This is a genomic window from Glaciecola sp. XM2 (assembly GCF_018595715.1).
In the GTDB taxonomy this organism is placed as follows: domain Bacteria; phylum Pseudomonadota; class Gammaproteobacteria; order Enterobacterales; family Alteromonadaceae; genus Glaciecola.
The window spans coordinates 320,671-339,269 of sequence record NZ_JAHEOJ010000025.1; the positions used below are offsets into that span (position 1 = coordinate 320,671).

General features: G+C 45.4%; 21 protein-coding genes. 8 read left to right on the plus strand and 13 right to left on the minus strand.

Translation table 11 applies throughout. The features are described 5' to 3' along the window. Positions 1–328 precede the first annotated feature (328 nt). Together KJ365_RS13440 and KJ365_RS13445 are read left to right on the plus strand one after the other, a co-directional pair. Positions 329–727: a c-type cytochrome gene (locus KJ365_RS13440; RefSeq protein ID WP_214452178.1), complete on the plus strand. Its 399-nt coding sequence runs from the start codon at positions 329–331 to the stop codon at positions 725–727. A gap of 52 nt (positions 728–779) precedes the next feature. Then, a complete protein-coding gene (locus tag KJ365_RS13445) occupies positions 780–3,362 on the plus strand; it encodes a sensor domain-containing phosphodiesterase (RefSeq protein WP_214452179.1) in 2,583 nt (860 codons plus the stop codon). A gap of 13 nt (positions 3,363–3,375) precedes the next feature. Here the strand turns inward: KJ365_RS13445 and rep are convergent, their stop codons facing one another. Further along, positions 3,376–5,385, minus strand: coding sequence for a DNA helicase Rep (gene rep / locus KJ365_RS13450; RefSeq protein WP_214452180.1), 2,010 nt, complete (start codon positions 5,383–5,385; stop codon positions 3,376–3,378). A gap of 125 nt (positions 5,386–5,510) precedes the next feature. Here rep and ubiK point away from each other — a divergent pair, with 125 nt between their 5' ends. Continuing rightward, positions 5,511–5,765 carry a ubiquinone biosynthesis accessory factor UbiK gene (gene ubiK / locus KJ365_RS13455; protein ID WP_214452181.1) on the plus strand — a complete coding sequence of 85 codons (255 nt, stop codon included), beginning with the start codon at positions 5,511–5,513 and terminating at the stop codon, positions 5,763–5,765. Positions 5,766–5,768: 3 nt separating this feature from the next. Here the strand turns inward: ubiK and ubiA are convergent, their stop codons facing one another. After that, a complete protein-coding gene (gene ubiA / locus KJ365_RS13460; RefSeq protein WP_250884221.1) occupies positions 5,769–6,656 on the minus strand; it encodes a 4-hydroxybenzoate octaprenyltransferase in 888 nt (295 codons plus the stop codon). Continuing rightward, complete coding sequence (locus KJ365_RS13465) at positions 6,632–7,192, minus strand: chorismate--pyruvate lyase family protein (protein WP_250884222.1); 561 nt, start codon at positions 7,190–7,192, stop codon at positions 6,632–6,634. Before KJ365_RS13465 ends, ubiA begins: the two co-directional genes overlap by 25 nt. A 160-nt stretch (positions 7,193–7,352) precedes the next feature. On the opposite strand from KJ365_RS13465, the gene KJ365_RS13470 reads away from it, so the two are divergent. Then, positions 7,353–7,751, plus strand: coding sequence for a flagellar basal body-associated FliL family protein (locus KJ365_RS13470; protein WP_214452182.1), 399 nt, complete (start codon positions 7,353–7,355; stop codon positions 7,749–7,751). A gap of 17 nt (positions 7,752–7,768) precedes the next feature. Here the strand turns inward: KJ365_RS13470 and glpG are convergent, their stop codons facing one another. Genes glpG through KJ365_RS13490 form a run of 4 tightly spaced genes read right to left on the minus strand, consistent with a single transcriptional unit; the run spans position 7,769 to position 11,217 of the window. Beyond that, positions 7,769–8,650 (minus strand): rhomboid family intramembrane serine protease GlpG, encoded by an 882-nt coding sequence (glpG, locus tag KJ365_RS13475; protein WP_214452183.1) that lies wholly within the window; start codon positions 8,648–8,650, stop codon positions 7,769–7,771. Positions 8,651–8,655: 5 nt separating this feature from the next. Next, positions 8,656–8,982 carry a thiosulfate sulfurtransferase GlpE gene (gene glpE / locus KJ365_RS13480; RefSeq protein ID WP_214452184.1) on the minus strand — a complete coding sequence of 109 codons (327 nt, stop codon included), beginning with the start codon at positions 8,980–8,982 and terminating at the stop codon, positions 8,656–8,658. A gap of 13 nt (positions 8,983–8,995) precedes the next feature. After that, entirely contained in the window at positions 8,996–10,024 is a 1,029-nt protein-coding gene (gene tdh, locus KJ365_RS13485; RefSeq protein WP_214452185.1) for an L-threonine 3-dehydrogenase, read from the minus strand. Further along, positions 10,021–11,217, minus strand: a complete 1,197-nt coding sequence (locus tag KJ365_RS13490; protein ID WP_214452186.1) for a glycine C-acetyltransferase — start codon at positions 11,215–11,217, stop codon at positions 10,021–10,023. Before KJ365_RS13490 ends, tdh begins: the two co-directional genes overlap by 4 nt. A 328-nt stretch (positions 11,218–11,545) precedes the next feature. Here KJ365_RS13490 and KJ365_RS13495 point away from each other — a divergent pair, with 328 nt between their 5' ends. Together KJ365_RS13495 and coaD are read left to right on the plus strand one after the other, a co-directional pair. Further along, positions 11,546–12,280: a 3-deoxy-D-manno-octulosonic acid kinase gene (locus tag KJ365_RS13495; protein ID WP_214452187.1), complete on the plus strand. Its 735-nt coding sequence runs from the start codon at positions 11,546–11,548 to the stop codon at positions 12,278–12,280. 126 nt (positions 12,281–12,406) lie between these two features. Next, positions 12,407–12,916 carry a pantetheine-phosphate adenylyltransferase gene (coaD, locus tag KJ365_RS13500; protein ID WP_250884223.1) on the plus strand — a complete coding sequence of 170 codons (510 nt, stop codon included), beginning with the start codon at positions 12,407–12,409 and terminating at the stop codon, positions 12,914–12,916. 83 nt (positions 12,917–12,999) lie between these two features. Here the strand turns inward: coaD and KJ365_RS13505 are convergent, their stop codons facing one another. The 6 genes from KJ365_RS13505 to radC form a co-directional block, all read right to left on the minus strand. Beyond that, positions 13,000–13,725, minus strand: a complete 726-nt coding sequence (locus tag KJ365_RS13505; RefSeq protein ID WP_214452188.1) for a glycosyltransferase family 25 protein — start codon at positions 13,723–13,725, stop codon at positions 13,000–13,002. A 114-nt stretch (positions 13,726–13,839) separates the two neighbouring features. Next, positions 13,840–14,652 (minus strand): bifunctional DNA-formamidopyrimidine glycosylase/DNA-(apurinic or apyrimidinic site) lyase, encoded by an 813-nt coding sequence (mutM, locus tag KJ365_RS13510; protein ID WP_214452189.1) that lies wholly within the window; start codon positions 14,650–14,652, stop codon positions 13,840–13,842. A gap of 24 nt (positions 14,653–14,676) precedes the next feature. Then, positions 14,677–15,153, minus strand: a complete 477-nt coding sequence (locus KJ365_RS13515; RefSeq protein ID WP_214452190.1) for a hypothetical protein — start codon at positions 15,151–15,153, stop codon at positions 14,677–14,679. Between the two features lie 135 nt (positions 15,154–15,288). After that, positions 15,289–15,444, minus strand: coding sequence for a 50S ribosomal protein L33 (rpmG, locus tag KJ365_RS13520; RefSeq protein ID WP_214452191.1), 156 nt, complete (start codon positions 15,442–15,444; stop codon positions 15,289–15,291). An 11-nt stretch (positions 15,445–15,455) separates the two neighbouring features. Beyond that, a complete protein-coding gene (rpmB, locus tag KJ365_RS13525; protein WP_214452192.1) occupies positions 15,456–15,692 on the minus strand; it encodes a 50S ribosomal protein L28 in 237 nt (78 codons plus the stop codon). A gap of 304 nt (positions 15,693–15,996) precedes the next feature. Then, a complete protein-coding gene (gene radC, locus KJ365_RS13530) occupies positions 15,997–16,671 on the minus strand; it encodes a RadC family protein (protein WP_214452193.1) in 675 nt (224 codons plus the stop codon). Between the two features lie 90 nt (positions 16,672–16,761). Here radC and coaBC point away from each other — a divergent pair, with 90 nt between their 5' ends. Both coaBC and slmA read left to right on the plus strand, forming a co-directional pair. Next, complete coding sequence (gene coaBC / locus KJ365_RS13535) at positions 16,762–17,994, plus strand: bifunctional phosphopantothenoylcysteine decarboxylase/phosphopantothenate--cysteine ligase CoaBC (RefSeq protein ID WP_214452194.1); 1,233 nt, start codon at positions 16,762–16,764, stop codon at positions 17,992–17,994. A gap of 7 nt (positions 17,995–18,001) precedes the next feature. Next, the gene (slmA, locus tag KJ365_RS13540) at positions 18,002–18,589 is read left to right on the plus strand and encodes a nucleoid occlusion factor SlmA (protein WP_214452195.1); all 588 of its coding nucleotides are present in this window, start codon (positions 18,002–18,004) and stop codon (positions 18,587–18,589) included. Positions 18,590–18,599 lie beyond the last annotated feature (10 nt).

Consider the following 18,599-nt stretch of genomic DNA (forward strand, 5'->3'; position numbering starts at 1 on the left):
TAGCAAGCCGTTGATGCTTGCGTATAAAAAGATATAACTAATATATTGAATTATATTTTAGTATTACCCCCTCAGGCCGTTAACAAGTCTTATACACAAAGATGAACTTGCTGGTTCAGCAATCATAAAACCGTTGCATGCTAGGTAAAACAAGCATTACAGCGGTTTTTGTGTAGGCAGTTTAGGGCTTATTTTCGTGATTTTGCGCTTACTGTCATGAACCCGCAACAGTAAAATATAAAAACATCATCAACAAGTTGTTGTGATGCATACCGATGTCGTTATAATCATGCGGTAAATTTATACAGCCTGTTTGCGGGAGAAGTTTGTGAAAGTAAAAGCATTATTAGTAATTGCGTTATCTGGTTTATTTTTATCAGGTGCGATCGCTCAGACAATGAGCGAAGAAGATATTAAACAGCGCATCAAACCAGTTGGCCAAGTGAAGGTTGCTGGTGCAGTTGACGCAACCGTTGCTGCGGGTCCGCGCTCTGGCGCAGATATTTATGCTGCAGCATGCACAGCGTGTCATGCGGTTGGCGTGCTAGGTGCACCTAAAACGAAGATTGCCGCTGATTGGCAGCCACGACTTGATGAAAAAGGCTTTGATCAAGTGTGGCAAAACGCAATTAACGGAATTGGTGCAATGCCGGCAATGGGCGCCTGTGGCGACTGTACCGACGATGATATCAAAGCCGCAATTGATTACATGATTGAAGGAATATAGCATATATACTTGCTAGGTTCTTCAATCTCGACCTAAAGAGTATGTGTGTAGAATGCAAAGACTTGGGATAGTTGGAGAGCTGAGCGAAAACGAGCTTCGTGCCATGGTGCCGGAGCTCCAAAACTTAACTGAGCGATACAAGCGTGCTGAAAATATTCAAAAAGCATTGTATCGCATCAGTGAGTTATCTAGTTCTGCCGGTAATCTAGACAGCCTCTACCCCAATATCCACGAAATCGTCCAAGACTTCATGACAGCCGACAACTTCTTTGTTGCCTTTTATGAAAAGCAAGACGAGCGCATTCAATTTGCCTATTTTGTAGACGAGCTCGACGAAGATACGATGCTCTCTATCTCTTACGACAAAATTAAAAACGGCGTCACCGCGCACATCCTCCGCAAAGGCGAGCCATTAGTCCTTACGCAAGAAAATTTCCAGGAGCAATCACAGAAACACCAGTTCGAGATACTCGGTACACCACCCGTAGACCTTATTGGCGTGCCCCTTATGCGCGATGGCGCGACTATCGGTGCTATGGTAGTACAAAGTTACAACGAAAACGTGCGTTACTCCGATGACGATTTGGAAATTTTAACGTTTATTTCGCAGCACATTGTGACCACTGTAGACCGAGTCAAGAGTCGTGAGGTCACTGAGCTATTGATTCGTGAACGAACCGCACAGCTTAGAGATGCCAATGCCATATTGGAAGACGAGATTAAAGAGCGTAAACGAGTTGAGTCTTTGCAAAAAGCGCTTTTTGAAATATCTGAGCTATCTGCGGCAACCGACGAAGATATCCTTAAGTTCTACAGTCAAATTCATGACATCTTAAAGCGCCTCATCAATGCACCAAACTGCTATATCGCAATCCTTGATGACTCTCGTGAAGAGCTAAGCTTCCCCTACTTTGTGGGCAGCAGTAACGATTCATCCGAATCTCGAAAACTGGGCAGTGGACTGACTGAATATGTCATTTCAAAAGGTGAGGCATGTCTTCTCAACGTAGAAAAAATTCAAGCTTTAGAAGAGGGAGTTCTCAGCAGTAGAGTTGTTAGTAACATGCTTGCCCTGAATAACTCATGGCTCGGCGCTCCGCTTATTTTAAATAACCAAGTGGAAGGCGTCATCAGCGTTCAAACGTACGGCAACACCGATGATTACACCGAAGATGACCTCAACATATTACGCTTTGTTTCTCAGCACATTGCGGTTGCGATAGAGCGCCGACGCACCGCTGAAGAGTTAAAGGATTACAACAAGCAACTTGCCGAAAAAGTCGAAGAGCGCACTGCTGAGCTTAATCTCACCAACGAGTCACTGCAGCGACAAATTGACCAACGTAAAGAGATTGAGTTAAAACTCATACACGACGCGCATCACGACGCCCTTACAGGCTTGCCTAACCGGGTGATGTTTAATAATCGCCTAGACTTAGCTATTGCCAGTAAGCGGCGCCATGGCGAGCATAACTATGCACTGTTGTTTATTGATCTTGACCGCTTCAAAGCTATTAACGACACCCTCGGACATCATGCTGGCGATCAGTTCTTAATTGAAGTAGCCAAGCGCATCAACAAGTGTAAACGCAGCCATGACCTGCTCGCCCGCCTAGGTGGTGACGAGTTTGTAGTACTTATCGATAACTACTCAAGCATGAGAGACGTTGAGTTAGTTGCCCAGCGCATTGTCGATAGTATTGGCAGTGTATTCGTACTCGACAACAAAGAAGTCTTTTCTGGGGCCAGTATTGGTATTGCTGAGCTTATACAGGAATATACCAGCGCCGACGACGCCCTGCGCGATGCCGATGCAGCTATGTATCAAGCCAAAAATTTTGGGCGTAACCGCTTTGTCGTGTTCGATGTAAGTATGCGTAACCAGCTTATTGATGAAATAGAGCTTGAAAGCGACTTTAGGCAGGCATTTAAGCTCAAGCAGTTTAGCTGTTATTTACAGCCCATTATGGATGTTGAATCTGACGAAGTGCTGTATTACGAAACGACCATTCAGTGGCACAGTGAGCGCAGCGGCTTGGTAAAAAATGAAGCGTTTTGGAAAATCGCTAATCAATGCGGTTTGACCTACAGCGTGAATCAATATTTGTTGGAGCTGACCTTCGAGCAGCTACAAAGATGGCGCCTGGATCCTAAGCTTAAAGAAATGAAAATTGGCATGAGCTTGTCGGTAGAGCATCTACTGCATAAAAAGTCGATGCAAAACTTGGTAGCCTTGGTAAACAGTGCCAATATCAATAGCGACTTGTTGGTCATCGAGCTTTCTGAACAATCACTCAGTAAGTTTAATAAGTACTTACCCACCATTTTAGATCAGCTCCAGCGCTTAGGTGTTACCTTAGTGCTAGATGATTTCGGTAGCGATACCGCCTCGTTATCCTATTTCTTTACGTACGATTTTGATTTTATAAAGCTTAGCGAAAACTTAGTAAACACCCTATCGATGTCTAACAAGTATCACACGCTCGTAAAGTCGGTAGTGAAAATAGCACATAACATTGGTATGTCGGTGATTGGTGAGGGCGTAGCCGATGAGCATACCAAAAATGAGTTACAAATGGTTGGGTGTCGCTATGCGCAAGGTGAGTTTATTAGTCCTGCCGAACGTATGTCGTAGTCTTGACAACGCACTAATCAAACAAATTCTTTAAGTTCGCAATACCCTTTTCAGCCTTTTGTTTACGCACCTCTTCGGTGTCTTTTTGTTTGTGCCATTCCCATTCCACATCGTCGTGAGGCAATTCATATAAAAATCGGCTAGGCTCAGGCTCTATCAGCTCTCCAAGCTGTCTACGCTCTCTGGCAATACTGAAGAACAAGCGTTCTTGTGCGCGGGTAATGCCCACATAAGCAAGGCGACGCTCTTCTTCTATATTCTCTTCATCAATGCTACTTTGATGCGGCAGCAGGCCCTCTTCCATGCCCACCATAAACACATAAGGAAATTCCAATCCCTTGGACGCATGCAGCGTCATTAGCTGCACTTGGTCGGCATCATCAGCGTCTTCGCCGCGCTCCATCATATCTCGCAATGTCAGGCGCTGAACGATTTCGGGCAAGGTCATTGGCGCGGCAATCGCATCGCCTTTTAGCATGTCTTGTACCCAGCCGAATAAGGTGGAGACGTTTGCCATGGCCATCTCCGCCGCTTTTGGCGTAGTGCTTTGCGCAAATAGCCACTCTTCAAAACCCAGCGTCTTGATAAAATCGCGCAACACGCCAACTGCGTCGCCTCGCTGCATATTATCTTGTGTTTCTACCAGCAGACGCACAAAGCCTTGGGTTTGTTGATAAGCTTTTTCAGGTAACGCGCTGGCAAGGCCTTTATGGCAAAGTGCATCAAACAACCCGAATTGATGATAATTGGCGAACTCACCGAGCTTTGCGAGCGTGGCACGGCCAATACCACGATGCGGTGTATTGATAATTCTTAGCAGCGCATTGTCGTCACTATGATTCGTTAACAAACGCAAATACGCCATGATGTCTTTGATTTCTGCTCGCCCAAAAAATGATGTTCCACCGCTTATTTTATAAGGAATGCGGTTTTTCATAAGCACTTTTTCAAACACGCGAGACTGATGGTTGCCTCGATACAAAATTGCATATTGCTTGTATGAGGTGTCTTGCATAAAGCGGTGAGCCAGCATTTCGGCAATGACTTTTTCAGCCTCGTGCTCTTCGTTTTTTGCCACCAACACTTTTAGCGTATCGCCGTAGCTAAGCTGCGAATAGAGTCGCTTCTCAAATACGTGAGGATTATTTTGAATCAGGATATTAGCGGTATGCAGTATGCGCCCCGATGAGCGATAGTTCTCTTCCAGCTTCACCAGTTTTAAACTCGGAAAGTCTTGCTGCAAAAGCAATAGATTTTTGGGTTGCGCACCCCGCCAAGAATAAATGGACTGGTCATCGTCACCTACCACGGTGAAGCGTGCGCGCTCACCTACCATGAGTTTAACCAGTTGATACTGGCTGGTATTGGTATCTTGATATTCATCTACTAGCAAATAGCGAATTTTGTTACGCCACGTTTCTAATATTTGCGGATGGCTTAAAAACAAGATAGTGGGCAAGAGGATCAAATCATCAAAATCCAGAGCATTGTAGGCTTTTAGATGCCTCGAATATTCTTGATAATACCCCGCTAGCATGCGCTCGTGCTCATCCCTTGCTTGCTTTACCGCCTGCTCTGGCATCACCAACTCATTTTTCCATGAAGAGATGCGATTTTGCAGACTCATCAGCGCGTCTTTTTCGCCATCGTAATCTTCTAGGGTGAGGTCGGTTAACAGTGACATGCTGTCTTTATCGTCAAACAACGAAAAACCCGCTTTGTAGCCTAATACCGTTATGTGTTTTTTAATGATATTCAGGCCCAAAGTATGAAACGTGGAGACTTTTAAACCCCGCGATGCTTTTTTACCCAGAGTTTGCGCCACGCGCTCTTTCATCTCTCGCGCCGCTTTATTGGTGAAAGTAACCGCGGCAATATGCGATGGTTTGTAGCCGCAGGTGTTAACCAAGTATGCGATTTTGTTGGTGATCACGCGGGTTTTACCGCTACCTGCACCCGCTAACACCAAGCACGGTCCAGACACATATTCTACGGCAGATTGCTGAGCTGGGTTTAAGCGCATGTAGGCAAACAACTTGATGTAAGATAAAAAGGACACAAATTATAACAAAAGAAGTACTGAATGAGACTGCATTCTTTCGCACAAATGACTACAATATTCATTCTATTACGATTTAAGGAACGGACATGATTGATCCGAAGAAACTCGAAGAGCTAGCAAAGAACATTTCAGCGGCCATTCCGCCTGGAATGAAAAACATGGCAGACGAAGCAGAAGGACGTGTTAAACAAGTATTACAGGCACAGCTGACCAAGTTGGACTTTGTGAGCCGCGAAGAATTTGATATTCAAAGCCAAGTGCTTATTCGCACGCGAGAAAAGCTTGAAGCGCTTGAAGCACGTCTAGCCGAGCTTGAAGGAAAAGGCGACACGCCAGAATAAGCGCTAAGTCAGTAACAGCGAGGCGATTATCCCTGCGGTAACCGCCAACCCTACCCAATGATTGTTTAAAAACGCCTGAAAACAAGCGGCCTCCTGTCGCTTGCGAGTGTTAACGTATTGCAAAGCAAACAGCACTGCTGCTGCGTTTAGCCCTAAAAAGGCAAATAAATTCAGCTCAAGCAAGTCGAACACATAAGCGAGTAAGACAATGCTCAGCGCCTGAAGCACAACCACTGCGCTTAAATCGTATTTGCCAAACAATATTGCCGTAGATTTTATGCCTACTTTTATATCGTCTTTGCGATCCACCATTGCATATTGGGTATCGTAGGCCACCGTCCAGCTCAAATTCGCCAAGTACAACAGCCAAATCCACGTAGGAATAGTTTCAAGCACTGCCATTGCCGCCATGGGCATCGACCAGCTAAAAGCTGCGCCTAATACCACTTGTGGCAAATGCGTATAACGCTTCATAAACGGGTAAGCGCTCGCGAGTGCTAAAGCGCCAAAGGAGAGTAAAATCGTTTGCCAGTTCAGCGCTAATACCAACAAAAAGGCAATACCAATTAACAATGCAAATAACTGCTTGGCTTCTGTTTCAGTCACAACCCCTGTGGCTAATGGCCGGTGCTGAGTGCGTTCTACCGAGCCGTCGAGATGCCTATCGGCGTAGTCGTTGATAACGCAGCCTGCGCTTCGCATCAATACCACTCCCGCGATAAAAATCAGTAAGGTTGAAAGCTGCGGAATCCCGCCCGACACTAGCAACAGCGCCCACATGGTCGGCCAGAGCAACAAATATATACCAATGGGTTTATCTGCACGCATAAGCTGCCAATAGGCCTGACGGTTTTGCCAGCGAAGCGCTAACATTGGCTTACCTGATAACATGGGCAGTCTGGCAGAAAAGCTTCAGCTACTAACAGTTCATGCTCTTCGATAGAAAAGATGGAGCGCCTCGCCCAGCGTTTGCACTTTGCATCGCCTGTGGCAAATGATTCGCCAGTGACTGGATGGGCAGTAAGCACACCAATCTCAAAACCGCTTCGCACAAAGCGCGAGTCGTTAAAAATACGCTGTCCTAAGGGCTGATTGCCAAGGTTAGCCCATGTAGATTCACATAAGCGTTGTGGTAATACGGAGCGGGCAAATACCCATGGCTTGCCATCGCCATGCAGTATGACCTCGCGCACTTGCCATTGGCTTTGTGCATGGTTTGGCAAGGCGCGCTTTTCAGCGTCTTCAAGCTCAACTTGACGCTGACCGAGTACTTCTACCGTGAAATTCTCACAATTAGCCTGCAAACGCTCGGTTAACGAGCCGGTGTCGAGCAACCAGTGATGCATGTTAGATGGCAAGGGCGAAAAAACCGAAGGCTCATCCCACTGCACTAAAAGGCCAAAAGGAAACGCAGAGTTGACTAACAAAAGTGAAGATTTCTTATTATTTACCGATAACCTAAGTCTAACATAGTGAAATTCACAACCGTATCTTCTTGCTTAAGAAAATACTCAATAGAGCTAAATACAGGCAGTGATGAGAATGATAAAAACTTGGCAAAATGCGCAACGTTGGTGCCTTATCTATATGGCAATCCTCGCGATCTCTTTGTTGAATAGTCAAATCGCAAACGCACAAGACCAGGCCGCTGCAGCATCGAGCATTGCCTATATCGCTATTGAGCCGGATATAGTGACCAATTATTCAGGGGATAACAGTGAACGTTTGGGCTTTTTACGTATCACTATAGAAATGATGATAGACGATACCAGCTTGATTAATGACCTAGAGCATCACATGCCCTTGTTACGCGCGACGGCAATAGAAGTGATTGGCGCTCAGTCTGAGCAAAAGGTGCGCTCGTTAACAGGACGAGAAGAGATTCGACGCATGATTTTAAAGCGCTTTCGCGATATTATGGCCAATGAAGTTGGCAACGAAACGGTAAAAGATATCATTTTTACGAAATATCTACGTCAAGGTTAGTGGCAAAAGCAGAGCCTTTATTGGCTGTGTGTATCGCTACTCTTAGGCATTAAAAGATGCAAGGTAATCGCCAGTAAACAGCCCGAAATAAGTCCAAATGTATGCGCCTGATTGGCCATATCTACGGTCAAAACGCCGCTATACCCTACTACCAACCAAATCAATAAAAACACAACAAAGCCGTTGGGAATGCTAATGCCCCAGCTTGGACGCAGCCAACCTATCCACCAAACAAATCCAAACAATGCATACACCACGCCCGACATGCCGCCGAAATTTGGTCCTGATACCAACAGCTGCGAGATGTTGGCAAATAAGCTGGCCACAACAAATAACGTCACTAGTGAGAACGTACCAAAAACACGCTCCAACTGACCACCAAAAATCCACCACCAAATAAGATTAAACACTATGTGAGTGGCAGAGAAGTGCAGAAAATTAGGCCCAAACAACCGCCACCATTGATGGTTAGCGCTTAACTGATCAAAATATTGGATGGTGAGATTGTTGTACCAAAAGTCGAATGAGCCGGTGATGCTAGCCAAGTATATGAAGATATTTAGTAGCAATATGCCAATGGTAAAAGGAGATTTTGCCAAGTCGGTGATTGTGGGCAGCGAGCTTGCGCCAAGCATGCTCCCCGAGCTAGAAGAAACCTCACCGGTTTCCCATGCGGCTTTTTGAAACTTTGGATCTCGCGGGTTAGATAAAAACTCTTGTGCGATGGAAGTCGCTTGCGCCTTTTGCGACTCATCAAAGAGCAACAGCATAAAGCCCTTTTCTTGATCAGATTCTGCCGCTGTTACGGTGCACTGAATACCTTGCTCACGCAAATACGCGGCTAACAACTGAGCAGGCTGCTCTTGGCCAAATCGAATAAAGGGCGTTGGGTTTTGCAAAGGTTTTATGCGCCTGCGCCAGAACTAAACCCATAGCTCGCGCGCCAAGCTTCAAAGCCTCCGTCCATGCTATACACCTCTTCAAAACCTTGACGTAGCATGTATTGGGCCGCTTGTTGTGAGCTGATACCGTGATAGCAGACAACCACTACTGGCACGTCAAATGCGTTTTCTTGAACAAACTGCTGAATACTAGCATTAGTCAAATGATAAGCGCCTGGGATATGACCCACAGCAAAGGATTGGTCGTCTCTAATATCGACGATTTTTATTTCGCCCTTGTCCAAACGTTCTTTAGTTTGTTGTGGTGAAATATGCGCAAATTGTTCCATGAATTACCTTTTGTTATGCAGTCCAGTCTAATAATACTTTGCCTGAGCGCCCAGAGCCCATGATTTCAAACCCTTGTTGGAAATCGTCCACCGGCATTTGATGGGTGATGATAGGGCTTAAGTCTAGCCCACTTTGCAGTAAACTCACCATTTTGTACCAGGTTTCGAACATTTCGCGACCATAAATGCCTTTTATGGTGAGTCCTTTGAAAATCACCTTGTTCCAATCGACCGCAACATCTTGTGGAGGAATGCCCAACATCGCGATTTTTCCACCATGGTTCATTTTATCTAACATATCGCGAAACGCGCTTGGTACGCCTGACATTTCAAGCCCAATATCAAAACCTTCGGTCATACCCAATTCGTTCATCACATCTTTAAGAGATTCAGACGCTACGTTGACCACTCTCGTTGCGCCCATCTTTTTGGCTAACGACAACCGATAGTCATTTACGTCGGTAATCACCACGTGACGCGCCCCCACATGCTTAGCGACTGCGGCGGCCATAATACCAATGGGACCGGCGCCTGTGATCAACACGTCTTCGCCCACTAAATCAAACGAGAGTGCAGTATGCACAGCATTCCCAAACGGGTCGAATATAGCGGCCATTTCATCGCTGATATTGCTGGGGATTTTGAACGCATTAAACGCCGGAATGACAAGATATTCGGCAAACGCACCCGCTCGATTAACGCCAACGCCAGTGGTATTGCGGCATAAATGACGACGCCCGGCACGGCAGTTTCTACAATGCCCGCAGGTAATATGCCCTTCACCACTGACTCTATCGCCGACTGAAAAGCCAGCCACTTCGCTGCCCATATCAACCACTTCACCCACATATTCGTGCCCAACGATCATCGGCACAGGAATGGTTTGTTGCGACCATTCATCCCAATTGTAGATGTGCATGTCGGTGCCACAGATGGCGGTTTTACGTATTTTGATGAGCAAGTCGTTATGACCAACCTCCGGCATAGGGTTGTCTACCATCCATATGCCCGGTTCACGCATTTGCTTGGCAAGAGACTTCATGAAATCACTCCCATTTCACGGCCCACTTCGATAAATGCATCCACGGCGCGATCAATTTGTTCAATGGAATGCGCTGCAGACATCTGCGTACGGATTCTCGCTTTGCCTTGTGGCACTACAGGAAAAGAGAAGCCTACAACATAAATGCCACGCTCTAGCATTTTATCTGCCATTTCACCGGCAAGCTTGGCATCCCCTAGCATCACGGGAATAATCGCATGATCTTTACCCGATAAGGTAAAGCCAGCCTCTTCCATACGCGCTCTAAAATGTGCGGCGTTTTGTTTTAACTTGTCGCGTAAATCTTGGCCGTTGGACATCATGTCAAATACTTTGAGAGAGGCGGCCACAATAGGAGGCGCAACTGAGTTTGAAAACAAATAAGGACGCGAACGCTGGCGTAGCCAGTCAATCACGGCTTTTTTGCCTGATGTAAATCCGCCTGACGCACCGCCAAGAGCTTTACCTAGCGTTCCGGTAATAATGTCGACTCTTCCCATGACATCGCAGTATTCATGTGAGCCCTTACCTTGTTCACCCACAAATCCTGTAGCATGACAATCATCCACCATGACCATCGCGTCGTATTTATCGGCTAAATCACATACACCTTTTAGGTTAGCAATCACACCATCCATTGAGAACACGCCGTCTGTTGCAATCAGTTTAAAGCGCGCACCTTCTTCGCAGGCTTTGATAAGTTGCTCTTCTAACGCGGCCATATCGTTACTTTGATAGCGATAACGTCGCGCTTTTGATAGACGCACCCCATCGATGATGCTGGCATGGTTTAACGAATCGGAAATCACAGCATCTTCAGCCGTTAATATGGTTTCAAACAATCCACCGTTTGCGTCAAAACAAGAAGGATACAGAATGGTTTCTTCCATACCTAAAAAGTTGCTTATCTTGCTTTCTAACTGCTTGTGAATGTCTTGCGTACCACAAATGAAACGAACAGATGCCACGCCAAAACCATGACTATCCAAACCGGCTTTGGCCGCTTCAATAAGATCAGGGTGGTTCGCTAAACCTAAGTAATTATTGGCACAAAAATTCAGTACGTGAGCACCAGATTGCACCTGAATGTCAGAATATTGTTGAGAAGTTATCACCCTCTCGGTTTTGTATAAGCCTTGGCTTTTTGTCTCGTCAATTTGCGCGTTTAGATGGTCTACAAATGCTTGCGACATAGGAAATCCTGAGTGCTTGAAAAGTTGCGGTGAATTTTAGCGAACAATTAGGCATATGCCTATCTTTGTAAAAAAATAGTTACTGGCCAAGTGATGGCTCGTTAGTTGTATTTTTGTATTGTTTTATTTACTTATGAACAATCCGTTCTTTTTTATGTCACAAGATTTACTTTATACTAGTGCGGTTTTACCTTTACTACCCGTGTCGCGAGCTGCAAACGCGCATTGGATAAAGAGCACAGCGACGTTTTAACTCTCAAACATTGATACGATTGTTTGATGGAAGTTAGCAGTATTCCAGAGCGATGTATTATTAGGACTTTATTTCATGAGCATTGATGTTCAGACGGCCCCCAATCAGGTCAGCCTGTTACGCACAGAATTGGGACAAGCGTTAAATATTGGTCTAAAACACTTCGATGTCGATTACCTAGAAGGGAAAGAGTGTATTACGCGCACCGCTCAAGGGCGCGCTGAGGTGTATTTTTTTAACCACCATCAAACCGAACTCGTGCTTCGACATTATTACCGAGGCGGCTTACTAGGCAAGGTTAACAAAGATTGGTTTTTATATACCGGCATTGAAAATACGCGCGGCTTTTTAGAGCTTGATGTGCTCGATTTTTTGCGCAGCAAAAACGTAGACGTTTCTAATGCGGTTGCCGCCCGAATTGTGCGCCAAGGTATGTTTTACCGTGCCGATATCATGACCGTCGCAGTACCGCATGCCCAAGAGCTTCATGAGATGCTCAAGCTGCATCCAGTGGACGACGAAATTTGGTCGGCAATTGGTACGGCTTTAGGCAAATTACACAATCTTGACGTTAGGCACGACGATATTAATGTCAAAAATATTTTGATCCGCGACAACAACGAAGTAGTGTTAATCGATTTTGATAAGTGCCAGCAACAGCCTTATGGTAACTGGAAATCGGCAAATATCGCGCGCTTTTACCGCTCTTTAATAAAGCAGCATGGCCTACATAAGCCTTATCATTTTGTACAGTCCAATTGGGAAACCCTTGAGCTGGCTTACAACGAAGCGACTCGCAAAAATCCATAATGAGGGGCGATGACCCAAGACTTTGGGAGCAAATCAGAGCATATAGCCGCTCAAACGCATAATTGATTTGCAAAGTGACTTCAACTTTCGTTATGGTGTGCGCTCGTTTTCATAGGAAGTTGTAATATGTCGAGCACCAAAAAAGTGGGTAATACTGCGATTTATCCAGGCACTTTCGATCCTATTACCAATGGTCATGCCGACTTAATTGAGCGCGCTGCAAATATGTTTTCACATGTTATTGTGGCCATTGCATCAAACCCCAGCAAACAGCCCTTATTCACTCTCGAAGAGCGTGTAGATATGATCACCAAGGTAACCGCAAAGCTGCCAAATGTGAGCGTAATGGGGTTTACCGGCTTACTGGCCGACCTTGCCCGAAAAGAACAATCCAATATCTTAATTCGTGGGTTACGAGCAGTCTCTGATTTTGAATATGAATTTCAGCTTGCCAATATGAATAGACGACTAAACCCAGATTTAGAAAGCGTATTTTTAACCCCGTCTGAAGAAAACTCTTTTATTTCGTCAACGCTTGTAAAAGAGGTGGCGCTGCATAAAGGTGATGTTTCTGGGTTTTGCCATCCTATTGTAAACAAAGCACTTATTGAACGCCTTGCAGACAAAACGCCCTAGGTATTAGATTTACTGAATATGTAGACGCAAATTTTTGTCTGGCACGGGCGTAAAAATTTCCCAGTTTTGCTGCCGAACTTAATTTATAGCTTCGGCGACCTTAGCGCATTATTGAGTTTAAAAGATATCTGCTGACGGATGCGTCTTAAGCGGTGAGATTTTACTCCTGAACGGCTTTGGACAGCATTTATATCACTGGCAACATCAGGCGCAGGCGCAAAGGGAAATGGTTTGATACCGTGTACGCTAATCTCCATTTCCCACCAATATTGTAAGTCGATATCTACTGGCCGCCCAAATTTTTCAGTATTTTTGAGTAAGTTTGCGGCACCTGTGGCACTTACAATTTGTGCACATGCACGCACGGGCACTTTATCAAACGTAACTAACTCTGACTTGCCATACATCTTCACCGCACTTGATTTACGAGGCCGATTAGGGTGGTCCGATAGTTTTACGTAATCAAAAACAAAACCCGACTCAATAAAGGTTTGTACGTCTGTTAAATCACTTTGGCAAACAATATCATCTTCGAGAATAATAGCGGCATCTAATCCCTTGTCTATGATGCTTTGCCATGCTTTACGATGACTTAAATAACAACCAATTTCTCCAGGGGTAAGTGCCTTGTGGTACTGCACTTCATTCTTTTTGGGGGAATAATGGGCGAGACGCTCTTCTTCACTCATGATGCGGCCGTCAACCGCAGGGATACGCTCAAAGGTTGCACCAATGCTTTGCAGTTGTTGCTCAACATTGCGTAAGCGTTCGTCGGAGCCGTCTAAGTTAATAACGAATATGGGTAGCATATTCCGCGTTCTCTCCTATTTATTCACATTGCGCTGGGTATAAGTGTAGCGTTTATGAACGTAAGTATGCCATAAGTCTAGTAAACATGATCAATACCGCAGCTTACGCGATGATTATTTTTGGCACTTAATACAAAAAAACGTATTTCGCTGCCCAATCACTTTATTGCGAATAGGTGTTTGGCAAACATCACATGGCTCATGGGTGCGGCCATACACATGCAATTGTTGCGCGAAATAACCCGGACTACCGTCTGCTTGGGCGAAATCACGCAGTGTTGTTCCGCCTTGTTCAATGGCACTAGCGAGCACCAACTTGATATTTTGTGTGAGGCGCTCATAGCGTTTTTTGCTTACTTTGCCCGCCGCTCGTCTAGGGTCAATGCCCGATTTAAAAAGCGACTCATTGGCGTAAATATTCCCCACCCCGACGACCACTGCGTTATCCATAATGAAGGCCTTAATGGGCATTTGTCGATTACGAGAAAGCGTAAAGAGGCGTTGTGAGTCAAACTCATCGGTTAAAGGTTCTGGGCCTAGCTTTTGCAGCAGTGTAAGGGGCTCGCCACCTGCTTGTTGCCATAAGCAACTGCCAAAGCGACGGGCGTCGTTAAGCACCAGCTTTTTCCCAGATGCCAGCTCAATCTCTACGTGATCATGCTTTTTTCGCTCGAGTGCTTTATCGACCACGCGCATTTTGCCCGACATACCTAAATGCAACATCAAGGCGCCAACGGCAGTATTGATAAATAAATACTTAGCACGACGAGTCACGCTTAGTACGGTTTGACCTTCAGCTAAATGTACTTGCTCAGGGATAGGCCAGCGCATCTGCCTTTGATGCACGAGAATGCGCGTAATGATTTGTCCTTCAACAAACGGGGCAATGCCCATACGGGTGACTTCTACTTCTGGTAACTCAGGCATTTTTAACTTCGCGCTCGGATTGATTTATGCTGTAGGCGGCAACAATTGCGCCATGGTCGGAAAATCTAGCAGGTATAACTCACCTTCATAAATAACATATGCAACCCCTTCGACCTCTAATAGGCCCATGATTTGCGCGGATGGCTGACCGGCCACCGAAATACTAACTAAGTACGAGGGTGAAGCGGTGATCTCAGGCGCCAGTATCACTGGACTTGGGGCTAGGATGGCGCGCTGCCATTGAGCAACAAGCCTGTCAATATCATCACTTTGCATATCGGGCAGTAAATCAGCACTTGGGGCTGTAACACGCCAGCCGGTGCCAATGCGCTCAAAGGTCATTTGGTTGATTTGCAGGCTAACAATGAAGTCGCCTTCAGATACAACGGGTTTGGAGCTAGATTCATCACTCTCAAATAGACGGTCATAATTTAATACAACAATCAAAATGAGCATGGAAAAAATCAGTACGTTGTTCCAAGCTTTTTGTGACAGTCTCAAGATCTGATGCCCTGCAAGAATGAGTGATGACTTAGCTTACCGCATTTTCTAAAGGGTAAAAACTAAAAACCCAGCCTAAGCTGGGTTTTTATGGAGACAATATCAACTCAATCGCTTGAGCAAAGGCACTAAGCCTTACTTGATTTTTGCTTCCTTGAACATGACGTGCTTACGCACTTTTGGGTCAAACTTTTTGATTTCCATTTTGCCCGGCATGTTACGCTTGTTTTTGTCTGTGGTGTAGTAAAAACCAGTTCCAGCAGATGATACTAATTTGATTTTATCACGCATGATAGGATTCCTTAGACTTTCTCACCACGAGCACGGATGTCAGACAATACTGAATCAATACCCTTCTTATCAATAATACGCATACCTTTAGCGGTAAGACGCAATTTAACGAAACGATTTTCGCTTTCAACCCAAAAACGGTGTGTTTGTAGGTTAGGTAAGAAACGGCGACGTGTCGCGTTTCTAGCGTGTGAGCGGTTGTTACCCACTGCAGGACGCTTACCTGTAACTGCACATACTTTAGACATTTTTGTCTCCAAAAAACTGTGTTTGCCGATTAACACCAGCAAACCGTATTGCTGTGTAACGCGATTAATTAAGAGGGCGCATTTTATACAGGAATGCGCATAAAAATACAACTAAAAATGATGAAAACGGCGATCTTTTCACGAATATGGGTTAAAAACGCCCCGTACCGCAATTTATTGTGTGGCGATGATATAGTTTACATGCCGCCAAACCCCATCACCGCGACGCTAATAATGAAGCAACATTATACAATGCAACACGGCTAAAGCACGATGATTATTTAGTCTATTCAAGTGTTTTATATTACAAAAGGCCTCGCTGCGCAAAAGACGCCGCACGCCCATCGCCAATCACAAAATGATCTAGCACGCTAACGTCAATAAGCGCCATGGCCTGCTTTATTTTTTGCGTAATGGAAATATCAGACTGACTTGGCTCCGCTAAACCACTGGGGTGATTGTGCGCCAAAATAACCGCTGCGGCATTATCTTCCATGGCTTGTTTCACAAGCTCTCTTGGATACACCGCCGCGCTGTTAATAGTGCCTTGGAACATTTCACGATAGGCAATCAGTTGATGTTGTGAATCGAGCATGAGCATCGCGAATACTTCACGAGGTTTATCGCGCAGCTGACTAATAAGGTAGCTAGAAGCGTCATCGGCATGACAAAAGCTGCGCTCCCTGATCATTTGCTCACTGAGGTGGCGCTTTTGTAATTCGATACTGGCCTGCAACATGGCATATTTTGCACTACCAAAACCTGGCGTAGTAAGCACCTTGCGTTTTGGTGCTTGTAACAGGGCGCGTAACGAACCATGACTTTGCAAAGCGGTTTTTGCTAATTGCACGGCATTTTGCCCTTTTACGCCGGTTTGAAGAAAAATAGCTAATAACTCTGCATCACTTAAAGTATGCGCGCCATAGTGCATTAGCTTTTCACGAGGACGTTCTTGTTGTGGCCAGTCGAGTATTTTCATGTTCCCATCCTTGGATAACAATGTTTTAATAATAAGAGTGAAGACTCTCGCATATGTACAAGCTGTATGTTGTACGCGATTTGGAAGAATATGCAACTTGAACAAAAGAATGTATTAGTAGGCGTCAGCGGTGGTATTGCCGCGTATAAAACGCCTGACTTGGTCAGAAAACTCAAAGCGCAAGGTGCCAATGTACGAGTCGTATTAACCGAATCTGCAACGCATTTTGTGTCAAGCTTATCGCTACAAGCAGTCTCAGGCGAAAAGGTCTCTACGCATTTATTAGATGAAGACGCAGAAGCGGGCATGGGTCATATTGAGCTTGCACGCTGGGCAGATATCTTTTTAATTGCCCCAGCTACCGCAAATATCATGGCCAAACTCGCTCATGGCTTAGCCGATGATTTGCTCACCACACTTTACTTAGCCACGCCCGCGCCGGTGCTGATTGCGCCGGCGATGAATCAACAGATGTGGGCAGCGCCCGCAACCACTGCAAATTTTGAATTATTATTGTCTCGTGGCGTCACGACTATTGGGCCTGCAGCGGGCGAACAAGCATGCGGCGATATGGGATATGGCCGCATGGCAGAGCCAGCCGAAATCGTTGAGGCGCTATGCGCACACTGCGAAATGTACCTAAACGAAGCCCCCCGTGAGACCATTCTTAAAGGCAAACGCATATTAATTACCGCAGGACCTACGCGCGAAGCAATAGATCCTGTGCGTTATATTAGCAACCACAGCTCAGGCAAAATGGGGTTTGCACTTGCCGAGCAGGCAAAGAATTTGGGTGCAGAGGTGATTTTAGTTGCCGGTCCAGTATCACTCGAAACTCCCGTAGGCGTGACTCGATACGATGTCATTAGCGCCCAGCAGATGCTAGATACTGTCGAACAACACGTTGATCAAGCTGATATTTTTATTGCTTGTGCAGCGGTAGCAGATTATAAAGTTGCACGTGAGAACGCACAAAAGCTGAAAAAGAGTGGCGATGAGCTCACTATTGCGTTTACGCAAAATCCAGATATTTTAAAAACAGTGGCGAGTCGCTCAAACCCTCCATTTACACTTGGGTTTGCAGCTGAAACGGAAAACGTTGAGGAATACGCTCGGATAAAACTCAATAAGAAACGTTTGAACATGATCGCAGCGAATGACGTATCAATTCCCGGATTAGGATTTAATTCCGATCGAAATGCGCTTATGATAATTACAAAAAACACGACGCATCGGCTTGCTCCCGAGACAAAAGATGCACTCGCTCTTAGCTTGCTAAAAATAATGCACGAAGAGTATACACACTTACAAGAAGTCAGATAGGTTACACATGCCTGCAGCTAAAAAACCAAATAGAAAAGCACAAATCCTGCAATCCTTAGCCGGCATGCTGGAAACCCATCACGGTCAACGTATCACTACTGCAAAACTTGCAGAAGAGGTAGGTGTATCTGAAGCCGCCTTATATCGTCACTTCCCTTCAAAAGCGAGAATGTTTGAAGGTTTGATTGAGTTTATTGAAGAAACGTTGTTTTCACGCATTAATAAAATTATAAATGATGAAAAAGACGCATCGGCTCGTTGCCAATTGATTCTGCATCTATTGTTAGGCTTTGCCGAAAAGAACCCGGGCATCACCCGCATATTAAATGGCGATGCGCTAATGGGCGAGCAAGAGCGCTTACGTGAGCGAATAGCGCAGCTATTTGACCGCTTAGAGGTCCAGCTCAAGCAAATATTACGCGAGCGTAAACTACGTGAAGGCAAAACGGTAAATGTGGATGAGGCACTGCTAGCGAATCTGCTGATTTGTTTTGTCGACGGAAAAATCAATCAATATGTGCGCAGTCAGTTCCAGCGCCGCCCCACCGCTCAATTCAATGAACATTGGGCGCATATCAAAAGCGCTTATTTGTAATAAAAAAGGC